The following is a 13,975-nucleotide window of genomic DNA, read 5'->3' as shown; positions in this document are numbered from 1 at the left end:
TAAGCTTCCCAATTCGGTTTAATTGGCTCTTCAAAATCGGCGCGGCCAGATGGAAAGCCGCTCCGTTTTGGCATGATCGAGAGGTGCCCTCGAAGATAGATCCGTCGCTTACAATGATGACGTTAGTCTGCGGCACTTCGGCTGAACTCCTGACATCACTTTCACCGTGACACATACGCCTCGCGATCCATACGGGCTGGCGAGAATGCTGGGGCATTCTCACTCGGTAGCCAGTTCTTGTAGACAAGTCCGTCCTTCATGACGAAATCGACATTCTGGCGCAGCACGGCATCTAGGTCCTCAAGCGGATTTCCATTCACAAGGATGATGTCGGCATAAGCGCCTTCTTCGATCACACCCAGCGGACCATCCTTGTACTTGTTCATCTCACCGCTCCAACTCAGCACTTCGGCTGCGTTCGACGTTGCGGTCTTGAGGGTCAGGTAGTTGTCGTTCGCACTCTTGTTGAACCAGATCAGGTTCTCCGCTTGCCGGCCATGGTCGGGGCCAAACATGTCACCGCCGGTGACAATCAGAAGATCGTGCTTGAGCGCCCATTCAAACATCTGGGTCGCTCCCGAGTTGACCTGAACGGCCTTCGCTTTCTGGTCGGGCGAGAAGAACGTGATCTGCTCGACGGCTGCAGGATCGAAGACTTCCAGCGCCACGACCGCCTGAGCCGACAGTGCAACACCTTCCTCTTTCATACGGATGATTGTGTCTTCGGAAACAAGAAAGTTGTGTTCGATCACCCGAACACCCGCGTCGATGGCGCGGTTCACAGACCGGTCATGATAGGCGTGCACTGTCACGTAGCTGCCATAGTCGCGCGCAACCTCGACTACGGCCTCCATTTCTTCCACCGACATCTGCGTCATGTGGATCGGGTCGAACTCGCTGGCAACGCCGCCGCCGGCCATGACTTTGATCTGCGTTGCTCCGCCGCGGAAGTTATGCCGCGCGGCGCGTCGGGCCTCGGTCACGCCGTCCGCGATGTAGGACCAGCCGTGTTTTTCGAGGTCGTCCACCGTTCCCGGCATGTCATTGAAAAAGCCGATGTCGCCATGGCCGCCGGTCTGGCTTATCACGCCGCCACTGGGAAAAATGCGCGGGCCAGGAATAATACCGTTGTTTACACCTTTGGTAATCCCCAGAACATTGCACCCGGTGTCGCGCGTCGTTGTGAAGCCTTGGTCGAGGTAATCGATGAGCACAAGGGCCGTATACCCGCCCGCCAGCATCTGGTCATAATCTGTCCTTGCCCAGGGAATACCGTCACGCAAGCACAAGTGCGAGTGCATGTCGATCATGCCTGGCATCAGAGTGCGCCCCTCACCATCAACCGGAAATGCATCAGGCGCGTCGATCGCGTCAGCCGAGACGGTCTTAATCAGGTTGCCTTCGACCAGCACCGAACCGTTTTCGATCAACGTCTCGCTGACCCCGTCGAAGATGTTTACATTGCTGAACAGCACCTGCCGGGGCGCGTTTTCCTGCGCGAATGTAGGTGAAGCAAGCGCCATGGCTGTCATAACCGCTGTTGCGCGTATGGATTTGATTATTGTCATGCAAGCTTCCTTTCTCGGCTATGATGCACTCTCAACGGTGGCCGCAAATGGCAGTCCTGCTTTGATTTTCGACGCTACCGGTCTGAGAACTCAAGCAAGCATGAGGCATTGTGGCAGTGTGTATCAGTCTACTGCCAACACACAGCGTAAAAACTGGTATCCGCCCCTGCATGCGCAAATGGTAAATCGGGAGTCGTAAAATGGTAAAAGAGTACTACAACAAGACCGTGAAACCGTTGGAGGCGGCTTTTTGCAGGGTATCGTAAAAATCAGGTACGCAACAAACTTCGCGATTGCCTGCGAGGCAGCTGGACTTGATCCGATGAAGTTTCTCGCCGAAGTCGAGATCAACGAACGCATGCTCGCGAAGCAAGAAGAGATGATCTCTGAGCACCAGCTTTGGAGACTCGCCGAGAGCTTGGCAACCGCGACTGGCAAGTTTGATCTGGGCTTCGACGCCGGGCGTGTCGCAAATCTTCATGAGCATGGAGCGATGGATTTGCTCTTCAGCAAAAAGACGCTGTTTGAGCGGATGGTCACATTTTGTAATCTTGCGACACACGAATGCAGCAGTGCCGATTTCGTTGTCCGACCGGTCTGGAACGGGGTCGTTTTCAGTCGCAGAGCGATTGTTGGTAGTCGTGAACAGGTTCGGCAGGTTGAGCTCTACGTACTCAAACTCATGCTGGAGACGGTCAGAAGTATTCTCGGCCCCGCGTGGCGGCCGACGTTACTGAATTTGCAGTCACGCCATCATGCCGATCTCGAAGCCATAATCCATTCGGACGAATGCAGACTGAGATTTGAGCAAGCAGAAACGGAACTGCTGATCCAGAACAGCGAGGTTGCTACCGCCGCGCGCTATGCGCTTTCCTCAGAAACTCCTGCGAGACATGCGCCGGCGACACAGGCCGCCACCGCGTTGGTGAAAACCTACTTGTCCGACCCTCGTCTGTCATTGGCGTTTGTTTCGCGCCTGTTGAATTGTAGTGAGCGGCACCTCCAGCGGTCCCTTCAGAAAGAGGGAGAAAGCTTTTCGCATATTTTGTCTCGGGCACGCATCAGTGCCGCTATGGAATTGCTGGACGATACTGCGTTACCGATTGCTGATATTTCACGCTCTTTGGGATACTCGAACCAAGCACACTTCACTCGCGCTTTTCTTAAGATAACGGGCGCGACACCAACCACTTTCAGGAAGGTCTCTTCGTCTCGCTCACAAGCATGATCAGCATTTGTGGATAATACGCTTAAGCATATGTACCAGACTAAGGCTCCGCTTGTTTGAGTTAAGGCTTCACCTTAGGGTCAGGACTCATAGCCAGTAGATGACGAGTGCTGCGAGGGCGATGGCTGATAGGAAGACCTTGGGGCACCTGCCGTAGCGGGTTGCCACACGCCGCCAATCCTTCAACCTTCCGAACATGATCTCGAACCGGTTGCGCCGTTTTTAGCGACGCTTGTCGTACTTTACCGGTTTCTTCCGCTGCTTCCGGCCAAGGATGCAGGCGCGCACCCATCACCGAACGGGCGTGGTGTGGCCGTCCAATGACAGCTGTTCGACCGAGTGCAGACCTGGCCGCTGAAGCCGAAATCGGCTGCTTCGGGCTCACTGCCGTCATCTGAGGTTTTTCGTCGGATGACCGGTTCGCCGCTCTGAGCGGCCATAGCATTGGCCGATTCCATCTGCAAAGCCGTCGTGATTCAAGGGCGGCAGGAGGATTGTCTATGTCGCACTTGTTCTGGCTCGACCTACAGCACCTGAAACGCATCCAGCACCTGTTCCCCAAACCGCGCGGGGTGCCCTCCTTCGGCAACCCACGGAGTTTGTAGGCGTATTAGATCGAAGTTATCACGCCGTACATGCAGTATGTATCGGCGAACAATCAACAATATATTGTGCTGTCCGCATTTGTCCGTTAGTTTGCGAATCAATACTGCGCAAGACGTGCAGTTCGTCACTCCCCGAAAGGGGCCCATTTGTGGGACGAGCGGCCGTTTGCGATCATTCTGGCTTTCGTCCTGAGTAAGAAAGGACGACTGGCCCTATGAGCGCAATTGTTTCGACTCACGTAAAGTACCTGACCCTGAACGAGCTTCGCAAGAAGCTCGGGAACCGCTCTCGTTCATCCATATATGCCGACCTGGCTGCTGAGAGGCTTCCAAAACCCTTTAAGCTTGGTGGCCGTTTGTTGTGGATCGAAGAGGAAATCGATCTCCACCTCCGCGCTCTGCGAGATGGCGAAATATGCTAGTCGCTCGCTACGGAGGCTTCATCGTGGCCGGTCACTTCGATGAATCGAAAAAAGCTAAAATCACTTGTGGCGCTAAGAGCCCTCGGGAAGTTGGAAAGCTGCGGGAGGTTGCTCGAGATGAGTGATTTCAACGCCAAACGCGCTCGCGCAAAACGTCCCTGCCCACTTTGGGTAGACGCATTTCAGCGTGATACGCCGCACCTCGCTGCCGACGAAGTTGGTGCCTACATGCTTATTCTCATGGCGATGTGGGTGCGCGAAACATGTGATTTTCCTGATGATGACCGCCGCCTTGCCGCGGTCTCCAGGGTGTCTCCACGCCTCTGGAGATCGCGCATTGGATCGGTCATCAGGGATTTTCTTGAAGTCGATGGCGGCATGCTGATTTCTCAGAGGTTACGAAAGGAAGCCGCTTATGTCGAACAACAGGTTGCGCGACAGTCAAACCGTAAAAAGGGCGATAAACCAGATAAGTCTCTGAAAAGTAATGAAACGGCGCCAACCGTGGATATCCCCACGGAGCAACCTACCCAACTACCCAACAACCCAATTAGTTCCGATACTTGCGTATCGGCATCTGCCGATGCAGTCGATTTCACGAAAGAAGTTTTCGACAGGGGTGTTGCCTTCCTTGGCAAATATGGAACTCCTGCCCAAAAAGCGCGCAGTCTGATTGGTATGTGGCGCAAGCAATCCGGCGATACGGCCACGTTCAATGCGCTGCGGGACGCAAGCCGCTTGGGGGTGTCAGAGCCGGTGTCTTGGATCAGCGCCGCTCTTAAGCCGCAACCCTCACACCAACCCGACCTTGATGCCATCATGGACGGTATCTGCTTTGGAGGCCATCAATGAACCACCGAGAGCACTTCCTGAAAACCAAGCTAAAGGGCCTGCTTGAACGGCGCTCTATGCCTCGGCAACTCGTTGGAAATGAAAGGGCCCAGCGCGAAGAAATGAACTCTTTGGCGTTCACTATTGATAAGTATGCACCCCGGAACGGCTACGAGGGTTGGTGGTCGAAGTATCAACAGCAGTTGGACGAAGATGCAAAAACTCGCGTTTGGCCCACTGCATTCGAATTGAAGGCTGCGGCTCACGAGGTGCAGGGAACCACGATTAAACGCCCCGCTCAGGGTGACGAGATTGACACACTGAAGATTTACGCCAACCGCATGGATTCTGGGGAAGGCATTCCCGAAGGGTGCCTGTTTGGCAGACTTTGCGTTGAAATGCAGTCCCGCGGACTGATGAAGCCGGACACGCTCCGCAAGTATCGTTTGGCTTGGTACTTGAACGTCAAAAAAATCTATGGCGAGCAAAAGGCGAACCAGATGGAGGCCGAAATGATCGAACACCAGGAAGCCGCTGAGAAGGCAGCGCACGAGGAAGATAAGCCCCCTCTCCACGCCACCAATTCACTGCAGCCAGTTCGATACGATTGGGATGTTGCAAAATGAACTTAGTGGAAGAACCTGCCACCGAGGAAAGCAAGGCGATGGGCGGTAAAACCGTCGCCTCGCGCTCATCATGGGGTTTGCCGACTATGCTAACAAATGTTGGTGTTTACTGATGGGAAGACCAACGAAACTTGAAGTAAAGATGCGTTCGCTCTTTCACCGTGACCCCATCGATTGGCAGGTACTTCGGGCGCGTTGGCGGCCTTGCCCTGCGGAAGCTCACAAACACAGAAACTACCAGAGGGATTGCTCGGGATGTTCTGGTTTAAACTGCAAACGGATGACAGAGCTCGGGTTGAATGAGAACGGCGAACCGTTGCCCAAGTCAGAACGCCCGACGTGCGGAGCAAAAACCCGGACCGGCGGCCAATGTCAGGCTCGAGTAGTGCCAGGTAAGCGACGCTGCCGATTGCATGGCGGTCTTAGCACAGGGCCAAAGAAAAAGGCTAAACAGGGCCCCTCATCGCGTGCGCAGAAGAAATAGATCGATGCAATCTGAAAGTTGGCCGTTTTCTTGCAGCGTCTGTCAGGTCGCATCTGAACCACTGCAGTTTAGAAGTAGTCAAAGGATAGACGCTTATCACATCAACCATTTTCTAAGCGCCTTCGTACATCTTCCACGAATCCAGCCAATCTTTGTCTTTCCAGATTATGATCCCACGGCACGTCTACCACACGCCCATCAGCTTCGATCTGCACTGGATTCCTGCCACGGCAGGTCGGGTCCTCCACGGGTTTTTTGTATCGTATACGAACAGTTGATCCGAAAGCGGTCTTGAGCTTACGGCAGAGAGCAAGACCTTCGCTATGAAAGCTCTCCCAATCGAACTTGTAGGAGTTTTCTTCGCATCCAGAATTTCCAATCTCAAAACGAGCGTGCCACGCGCGCAGTTCCAGCCTTAGTTGTTCATCTATGACGGCGTCTTCGTCGCTCCAGCAGTACCCGTCCCATGTGCCACCACCCAAAGGTGGGTTCACTTCGTTCTCCGGGCCGCGGTGGCGCCAGCCGAAACAGCCAAAATCAGCCATTAGTGTGTGGGTCGTTATCATTGGTTGCCTTCCATCCCCAAAATGCAATAGCTGGAATCGGTGCCCGTGACTGAATAGATTTCAAGCCTCTTTCGCTCCTCACAAACTAGTGACGATTTTTCGTGGTCGTTCAACGGCAAAGTTGCAAGGAACAGCAAAGCCACGATCGCATGCTCTTCGATATGTCTATACAAAATTCAGAATATGCACGATCACGATGATCAGAGTCATAAGTGATAGTTAAAAATCGCTTATGAGGCTTTCCATTAGTTTGCAAAACTGGTTGCGACTTGGGGTTGTATGGGTAACCAATAAGGTGTGTGGAACAATAGCGACTTACGCTACGAGGGAATCTAGTGGACAAGCGAGTACCTACGGAGCGAGACAATTGCAGCAAGCTTATTGCGCCTGCCATCCAGAAAGCGGGTTGGGACCTCCAGACACACATCTCTAAAGAGAAGGCGCTGACTGATGGACCCACGATTGTACGAGGCAGGCTGGTCGCACGCGGCAAACAGAAGAGGGCTTACTATGTACTCTACCTTAAGCCGAACATCCCGATCACCGTCGTGGAGGTGAAAGGCAACAAGCACGCGATTGGAGAGGGCATGCAGCAGGCACTTATATATGCAAAGATGCTGCGGGTCCCTTTTGCCTTTTCGTCCAACGGTGATGGGTTCGTGTTCCGCAACAAGACCAGATTACCAGCGGTCATGGAAACGCAAATTGTTCTTGATAAATTTCCCTCGCCGGAAGTTCTGCTCCGGCGCCACGAGGCATGGAAAGGCATGAGCAAGACCCGGGCAATTATTCCTTTTCATATCTAAGATGATACCGGAAAGGCCCCGTTTTCATACCAGATGGCAACCCTCGTGGCCACCGCCCACGCACTTCACACCTACCCCGTCGAATCGTTCCTCTACGCGGCGCGGCAGCCGACTTCAAACAACCTGGAAACCGCAGAATGACACTCGCCCCAAAGGACGCCGAGAGCGTTCTCTATGCTCGCTACATTGAGCCAGCTAAAACACCGACCGACTATATCATCGGTTTTCGCACCTTGACCGGAAAGCTTCTGGCCATCCACCGCACCGTGGCCGAAACATTGGTCTGGTTCCAGCCCCCCGAACCGCCCAGTATTGACGGTGTGGAATTGCAGCTAAAACCGAGTAACGGAAACTCCAACATCAATGGCTCGCCAGCTCAACGAGCGACCTCGAAAGACCTTGCAATACCAAACGCCAGCAGAGAAATTCCAAGCCTGTGTTGCAGCGATCAATTGAAACCACAGCAGAAAGCGGAATTTGGAAATCTTCGAGAACTGCTCAAAAAAGCCTTTTAGCAAACGCCAAACAAGCTGAGGTATGGTCAGGCAAACTTACCGTTCGCAATGTTCCAACAGAATCTCTGTAGGACACCATGAATGCCTTGGGATTGCGTAAAAAATTTAGGTTCCGCACTTTGAGACGGGGTTCTCTGCAAGTCTGGTAAGGTCGTGCGAATAGAAGGTTGGATCCAAATCAGTTGGTACATGCTAAAGGACGTACTAAAAGCCTGGAACATGCCGAAAGCGCGAGATGTTTTGCAGAGGTGGGGATTCGCAGGTTAGTGATTAAGCCGCTGTTTCGTCCTCATTTATTCTAAAGAAAATTGAGTACAGAGTCGGCACCACTATCAGCGTAAGAATGGTTGCAAAACTCAAACCGCAGATGATCACCACTGCGAGCGACTCGAAAAACGGATCCCACAGCAAAGGCATTACTCCAAGTACAGTAGTAAGTACTCCCAATGACACTGGGCGGACGCGTAGAACAGCTGAGTCAACAACGGCCTGCCATCGAGGTTTTCCACTGGCAATCTGAGTATCGGTTTCGTCAATAAGGACGATAGCGTTTTTGATTAGCATCCCTGTTAGAGACAAAACACCCAATATTGCCATAAATTCGAGTGGCGTTCTGGTTGCAGCGAGGCCCCAGACCACCCCAATCAGAGCCAGCGGTACTGTCAACCAAATGATTAATGGCTGCCGGACTGCATTGAACAAGAAAAATACTACGACGATCATCGCGCCAAAACCAATTGGCATAGTCGAAGCAAGGCCGTCGTTTGCGCTTTGAGAGTCACCATATTCGCCTCTCCATTCGAGAGAATATCCACTTGGCAAATCTATTGCTTCAACGAGTGTCCGGACTTGAGCAAAAAGATCGCCCGAAAGTACTTGCGGCGCGTTGTCGGCTTGTGCCGTGATTGCGAGCCGACGATCGATGCGCCTTAGATTTCCAGCTTCGAAAACTAGGTCAAATCGGTCTACTACTTGGGATATTGGAATATATCCTCCAGCGATCTCGCTATAAACTTGGATGTTTCTTAGATCACTAATATTGCTTCGGTCTGCTTCGAATGGGCGCATAACTACGTCCAACAGGTTGTCGCCTTCGCGATAAATCCCGATTGGCGCCCCTACTTGATGCCAGTAAACTGCCCTGGAAATTTCAGCTTGGGTGAGGCCCAACCTGCGGGCGTTTTCTGTGTCGATAACTGGTCGAATGACCTGCTTTTGTTCGCGCCAGTCGTCTTTTATCGCGATGGCTCCGTTTTCAGCGAAGATCAATTTTGCCTGTTCGGCGAGTTCGCGAAGCACAACGGGATCGGGACCCGAAAACTCGGCTTCGATTTTCGATCCACCTCCAGGGCCCAGTGCAAACTTCCAGACTTTTGCATATGAGTCAGCGTAGCTTTGGTCAATCCAAGACTGAATTTCCGGCTGTAGTGCATCGATCTGCCGATAATCCTCTACGTCCACCAAAATTTGACCATAGGCGGGGTTCTGGTCTTCACTGTCGTATACCAACATGAAGCGTAAATGCCCGCTGCCCACAGACAGATTTGTAGAGGTGACACCTGGTAGAGTTAAGAGATGCGCTTCAATCTCTCGCATGTCCTGACTGGTTTGTTCAATGTCGGTTCCCTCTGGCAAAAAGTAATCCACTACAAATTGCGCCCTGGTGCTGTTGGGAAAGAAGCCCGGTGGTACTAGCGCAAACCCTGCGATCGCAGAGAGAAAGAGCACAACAACAAGCCCCACAGTAAGGTACCGGAATCGGATCGCATACGCGAGGAGTGAACGATAGGCACGGAGAATAGCATTCTCTGCAGGCGGTTTTTCCGAGGTTGGCTTCAGCAGCAGAGTGCAAAAATAGGGCGTGAGCCATATCGCTACCAACCACGAAAAAAGCAACGAGATCGAAATCGTCCAGAAGAGGCTCCCAGCGTATTCTCCAGTGTTGTCCGGTGAAAAACCAATTGGGGAAAACGCCAAGAGTCCTACAACTGTTCCTCCGAGTAGTGGCCATTTGGTTTGATTGACGACAGAGATAGCAGCGTCACTGGTGGCTTCACCGCGTTGAACGCGGACCAACGTACCTTCGACAACGACAATAGCGTTATCAACCAGCATACCGAGCGCAATTATCAGCGCGCCTAGTGAAATCCTTTGCATGTCGAGCCCTAAGAGCTGCATGCCGGCAAGCGTGCCTGCGACTGTGACCAACAGAATACCCCCCATGAGTATTCCGGATCTTAACCCCATAAAAATAAGCAATATGCCTACAACGATGATGAGCGCCAGAACCACGTTCATGACGAAATCGTTGATCGATTCTTTTACCGAAGCAGACTGATCAGAGATTGGCAAAATCTGGATTCCGATTGGCCTTAGGTTCTCCAGCTCGTTTATCCGTTGCTTAACGGCTTCGCCCATGTTCACAACGTTTCCGCCCAGGCTATTCGATATTCCAATTCCAATTGCAGGCTGACCGTCCCGAAAAAGTAGGGGGCTTGCGGGTTCAACGTAACCGCGCGACACGGTTGCGATATCTGAAAGTCGAAATGATGCACCACTACTCGGCACAGAAACGACTAGGTCTTTGATAGCGTCAATTGAGGCGACTGCCGCCGCCGGCCGTATATCTATTCGTCGCGAGTTGGACTTTATGGAACCCGCGGGCGCTACGAGGTTTTGTCCCTCCAGAACTTGCCCAATTTGCTGCGGTGATATTCCAAGTTCTATTAACCTTGCTGGTGCATACTCTACAAAGATTGCCTCATTCTGTTCACCACTTAAGACCACCTTGGAAACACCGCTTACGGCAACCAACTCCCTTTGGAGCTCCTTGGCGTACTCGTGAAGCTCGGCTATTGAATACCCATCGCCTACGATCGCAAAGTATAAGGCATACACGTCGCCAAAATCATCGTAGACCTGAGATTGCAGCGCGTTCGGCGGCAGACTTGTTTGAGCGTCACGTATCTTTGCGCGCAATTGGGCAAATCTTGCATGAAGTGACGGAAAATCAGGTGTCGTGGAGATTGTAAATTCGACCGTCACAGTGCTGAGGCCGGGTGATGAAACTGACTTTACCTCTTTTACCCCAGAGAGCTCTTGTAGAGCATTCTCAATAACCTCAGTGACTTCTTCGGCAACTTCTTCTGCAGTGGCACCCGGATAAGGTGTTATGACCTGAGCTTGCCTTATTATGAACTCAGGATCTTCGAAACGAGGAAGAGTTAAGTATGCAAAATAGCCAGCCACCAAGATGAGAATAGTCACCAACGCCGAAATTAGACGCTTCTCAATTGCAAACCTTGCGAGATCCATTTGCTACTCACCAACTTTTGAAATCGGGCGAACTACCATGTCTTCCTGCAGTTCGCTCAATCCTGCAGTTACAACCATTTGCCCTTCTTCAAGGCCAGTTTTTACGAACACGAAGTCTTCAGATGCTTCTCCCAACTCAACTGGTCGACGCTTGACGGTGTTGTTGGATCCATCCAATAGCCAGACATAAGGGGAACCGTCGGGGCTTGCCGCTAAAGCTGAAAGTGGAACCACAACATGTGTGTCGTTTTGTCCGTCCGCCCTAATAATCACGCGCGCTACCATCCCTGGCAGTACAACCAAGTCTTCAGGCGGGGTTACTGATAGACGACCTCGATAGGTTTGTGTTGCTGCGTCTGCTTGCGTAGTAAACTCGACAAGGTCTGCGTTCATTTCTACGCCTGGCAACGAGTCGAACGTAACCAAACTAACAACATTGTCGAAGCCAATTGACGACATTGCGATTATGTCAGCGCCGGGCAAGTCATAACTTACATCTACAGTCGATAGATCTTGGATTAAGGCGATGGTTTCACCGGCTTGAACATTGCGGAAATTGTCCACGTTGCGCTTGGCAATCGTTCCATCGAACGGCGCTCGAAGCGTAGCATCGGAAAGATCGTTTTTTGCCGATTGAATTTGTGTTTTAAGGCCACGGATCGCCGCTTCTGCAGCAACTATTTCTTCTGGCCGCCCACCGCTACGACCAATTGTAAGTTGCTCTTCTCGTGACACCAGCTCGGCTTCTGCCAGACGAAAGGCAGCTTCACGTTGTTGGTACTGCGCAGTAGGAATTACCCCCCTTTCCAAAAGCTGAGCTGAGCGGACGTATTCTTCTCGTGCTTGATCTCGTTGAGCTTGAGCTGCCTGAACCGAGGCTTCTAGAGCCGTAATTTCTTCAGGGCGTGCACCTGACCTCAGCACAATTAAATTCGCCTCTGCCTCTTCGAGTTGGCTATTAAGCCTAGCTACTTCAACTTCAAAGTCTCGGGTGTCTAGTTGGGCAACGACGCCTTCGCGCACTACATTGCTGGAGGCCCTAATCGGCAGCTCTGTTATCCGCCCACTGACCCGAAAAGAGAGTTCAACTTCCCTCGAAGGGTAGACAATAGCAGGATAAATTCTTTCAAAGTCAGATGAGGCTTTAACAACAGTGAAGACTTTAGCGGGCCTTGCAGTTGCAGGGGTATCTTGTGCTGCTGCAACGCTGGGAAAAGCACTACATACGATAGCCGCCAATGTACCTAGGAAGTTCAGATGCATATTTGTTCACCTACTTTTTCGAAGCTGCTCGCCTGTTGGACGCTCGCAACGGCACAAGGAGCTTCGTGGGAAAAGAGATCGTTTGAACCAACTCTGCCCGCACCAGTAGTTTTGCACAAATTCTTTCGAGCCAAAATGGCTCAGTGAAGTTTCAGGGAAATGAGCAGATTTTTTTGTTTTATTATAAAGTGTAAGCTAAAAATCGACCAAATACTGTATTCGCGAAAGCCTGAAGTTCGACTATAATGTCCAGCGATTTTCGATTTCAGTAGCACTCAGTGTCAATAACTTTAACGCGTGTCGTTGTTTGCTGGGAGATACCGCGCGTCTACCTGAGTAGAAGCGAGAAGTAAGAAAAACTTACCGGGCCTCGGTGCAACTTGGAGCTAGGGTGCATTGGCAATCAGAAACCAAGTTTTAAATCTTCAATCACTATTCATTGCAATGGCTGCTGTTCAGCTGGCCACTGCTGGATCTGGTACTTTGGTTCCACTCGCGTTTTCTGAAATTGGGGCGTCTCAAGAAGCCGCTTCATTTGCGGCGTCCGCGTACTCTGCAGGATTTTTAGTCGGGTGTTTTGTTGTCGCCAGATCGATTGCTGATATTGGTCACATCCGTGCATTTGCTTCTGGCGCAGCTATCACGATAGCGGCGGCTATACTTTTTTCAGTTTCCACCAGCACTCCATTTCTTATCTTTTTGCGCTTCCTTACTGGATTGGCGACCGCAGGGCTCTTTTCGATTGGTGACACATGGCTCAATGAAACTGCGGAGGACAAAACCCGCGGAAGAGTTCTCGCGGTCTATGCGATAATCGTCGGCGTAGTCGCCGTGTTCAGTCAGTTTTTAGTTTTTGTAGTGCCTGGTGATATTCGAGAGGCATTCGTTTACGTCGCTTTGTTTTACTGCGTTTCGATTGTGGTTATCTCGACTACCCGCTCAACTCCTCCCAACAATGAAACCTCTGTACCCATTCGAATACGCGGATTATTCAAAGACGCCCCAGCCGCGGTCTTGGGCGTATTCGCTATGGGTATGGTGTCTACAACTTTGTTGAGCGTGGTCCCCTACAATGCTGCTCAGCTAGGGGTCGAAATAATCGATGTGGCCCTTATGGTAGCCCTCATTTACCTCGGGCGTGTCCTTTTTCAGTTTCCGCTTGGATGGCTATCCGACAAGATGGACCGTCGGATAGTAATCTTGATAGCTACGGTCACCGCAACAGTAGTTTTTCTTCTTATGGCGGTTCTGGTCGACGTGGACTACGACCATAGCGTCAATTCATTCGACTACAACTCAACCGGCTTCGTAATCCTTTGCATTATTCTGATGCTACTTGGTGGTAGTTTGCTCACACTGTATTCTTTGCTTGTGGCGCACGCGTTGGACAGAACGGTTCCTGTCTACGTCTCTTCGGCAGCGGTAACTATGCTATTGGTTTGGACTCTAGGCTCAATAAGCGGCCCCTTGATCGCCAACTTGGCTACCACCTTTTTCGGTGACATCGCGCTTTACTGGGTGAATTTCTCGGTCATGCTTTGTTTTGCATTGTATTTGGGGCAAAGGATTTGGTCAGTTGAGCCCGTGTCACGTGCTGAGCAGACTTCTCACACTGAAGTCTTACCAACCAGTACAGAAATGGTCCCCACCGAGAAACGTTAGAGCGCTGATCAGCACGTTTCCAAAAAATGAAGTTAAATCAGAGTGCGCAAGGGAAATGGGGCGGCCAATAGCGTGCTCTATCCC

General features: G+C 51.7%; 12 protein-coding genes and 1 pseudogene. 8 read left to right on the top strand and 5 right to left on the bottom strand.

Annotated features, from left to right (window positions below; all coding sequences use genetic code 11):
- Positions 1–161: 161 nt before the first annotated feature.
- Positions 162–1,568, bottom strand: coding sequence for a metal-dependent hydrolase family protein (locus tag AVO44_RS18770; protein ID WP_082677575.1), 1,407 nt, complete (start codon positions 1,566–1,568; stop codon positions 162–164).
- 250 nt (positions 1,569–1,818) lie between these two features.
- Here AVO44_RS18770 and AVO44_RS18765 point away from each other — a divergent pair, with 250 nt between their 5' ends.
- Positions 1,819–2,796, top strand: a complete 978-nt coding sequence (locus AVO44_RS18765; RefSeq protein ID WP_068340519.1) for a helix-turn-helix domain-containing protein — start codon at positions 1,819–1,821, stop codon at positions 2,794–2,796.
- An 87-nt stretch (positions 2,797–2,883) separates the two neighbouring features.
- Here the strand turns inward: AVO44_RS18765 and AVO44_RS20820 are convergent.
- Positions 2,884–3,084, bottom strand: a pseudogene (locus AVO44_RS20820) (transposase); the annotation flags it as partial.
- Between the two features lie 532 nt (positions 3,085–3,616).
- On the opposite strand from AVO44_RS20820, the gene AVO44_RS18760 reads away from it, so the two are divergent.
- The 4 genes from AVO44_RS18760 to AVO44_RS21740 all read left to right on the top strand — a co-directional run bounded on the left by AVO44_RS18760 (position 3,617) and on the right by AVO44_RS21740 (position 5,764).
- The gene (locus tag AVO44_RS18760) at positions 3,617–3,823 is read left to right on the top strand and encodes a helix-turn-helix transcriptional regulator (protein WP_068340518.1); all 207 of its coding nucleotides are present in this window, start codon (positions 3,617–3,619) and stop codon (positions 3,821–3,823) included.
- A gap of 117 nt (positions 3,824–3,940) precedes the next feature.
- Positions 3,941–4,675, top strand: coding sequence for a DUF1376 domain-containing protein (locus AVO44_RS18755; RefSeq protein ID WP_068340517.1), 735 nt, complete (start codon positions 3,941–3,943; stop codon positions 4,673–4,675).
- A complete protein-coding gene (locus AVO44_RS18750) occupies positions 4,672–5,280 on the top strand; it encodes a hypothetical protein (protein WP_068340516.1) in 609 nt (202 codons plus the stop codon). Before AVO44_RS18755 ends, AVO44_RS18750 begins: the two co-directional genes overlap by 4 nt.
- 70 nt (positions 5,281–5,350) lie before the next feature.
- A complete protein-coding gene (locus tag AVO44_RS21740) occupies positions 5,351–5,764 on the top strand; it encodes an HGGxSTG domain-containing protein (RefSeq protein ID WP_338057459.1) in 414 nt (137 codons plus the stop codon).
- Positions 5,765–5,865: 101 nt separating this feature from the next.
- Here AVO44_RS21740 and AVO44_RS18745 read toward each other — a convergent pair whose 3' ends face one another.
- Positions 5,866–6,309, bottom strand: coding sequence for a hypothetical protein (locus AVO44_RS18745; protein ID WP_169794882.1), 444 nt, complete (start codon positions 6,307–6,309; stop codon positions 5,866–5,868).
- A gap of 356 nt (positions 6,310–6,665) precedes the next feature.
- Between AVO44_RS18745 and AVO44_RS18740 the strand changes: the two genes are divergently transcribed.
- Both AVO44_RS18740 and AVO44_RS21165 read left to right on the top strand, forming a co-directional pair.
- Positions 6,666–7,136: a hypothetical protein gene (locus tag AVO44_RS18740; protein WP_068340509.1), complete on the top strand. Its 471-nt coding sequence runs from the start codon at positions 6,666–6,668 to the stop codon at positions 7,134–7,136.
- Positions 7,137–7,273: 137 nt separating this feature from the next.
- Positions 7,274–7,651, top strand: coding sequence for a hypothetical protein (locus AVO44_RS21165; protein ID WP_068340508.1), 378 nt, complete (start codon positions 7,274–7,276; stop codon positions 7,649–7,651).
- 270 nt (positions 7,652–7,921) lie between these two features.
- Here AVO44_RS21165 and AVO44_RS18730 read toward each other — a convergent pair whose 3' ends face one another.
- Both AVO44_RS18730 and AVO44_RS18725 read right to left on the bottom strand, forming a co-directional pair.
- Positions 7,922–10,966 carry an efflux RND transporter permease subunit gene (locus AVO44_RS18730; RefSeq protein ID WP_068340507.1) on the bottom strand — a complete coding sequence of 1,015 codons (3,045 nt, stop codon included), beginning with the start codon at positions 10,964–10,966 and terminating at the stop codon, positions 7,922–7,924.
- Positions 10,967–10,969: 3 nt separating this feature from the next.
- Positions 10,970–12,229 carry an efflux RND transporter periplasmic adaptor subunit gene (locus tag AVO44_RS18725; RefSeq protein WP_082677573.1) on the bottom strand — a complete coding sequence of 420 codons (1,260 nt, stop codon included), beginning with the start codon at positions 12,227–12,229 and terminating at the stop codon, positions 10,970–10,972.
- Positions 12,230–12,673: 444 nt separating this feature from the next.
- Between AVO44_RS18725 and AVO44_RS18720 the strand changes: the two genes are divergently transcribed.
- Positions 12,674–13,891 carry an MFS transporter gene (locus AVO44_RS18720; protein ID WP_068340505.1) on the top strand — a complete coding sequence of 406 codons (1,218 nt, stop codon included), beginning with the start codon at positions 12,674–12,676 and terminating at the stop codon, positions 13,889–13,891.
- Positions 13,892–13,975 lie beyond the last annotated feature (84 nt).

It is taken from the genome of Ruegeria profundi (assembly GCF_001507545.1).
Lineage (GTDB): Bacteria > Pseudomonadota > Alphaproteobacteria > Rhodobacterales > Rhodobacteraceae > Ruegeria > Ruegeria profundi.
The sequence above is the reverse complement of the archived record's forward strand: the minus strand, read 5'-3'. Positions and strand labels throughout refer to the sequence as shown.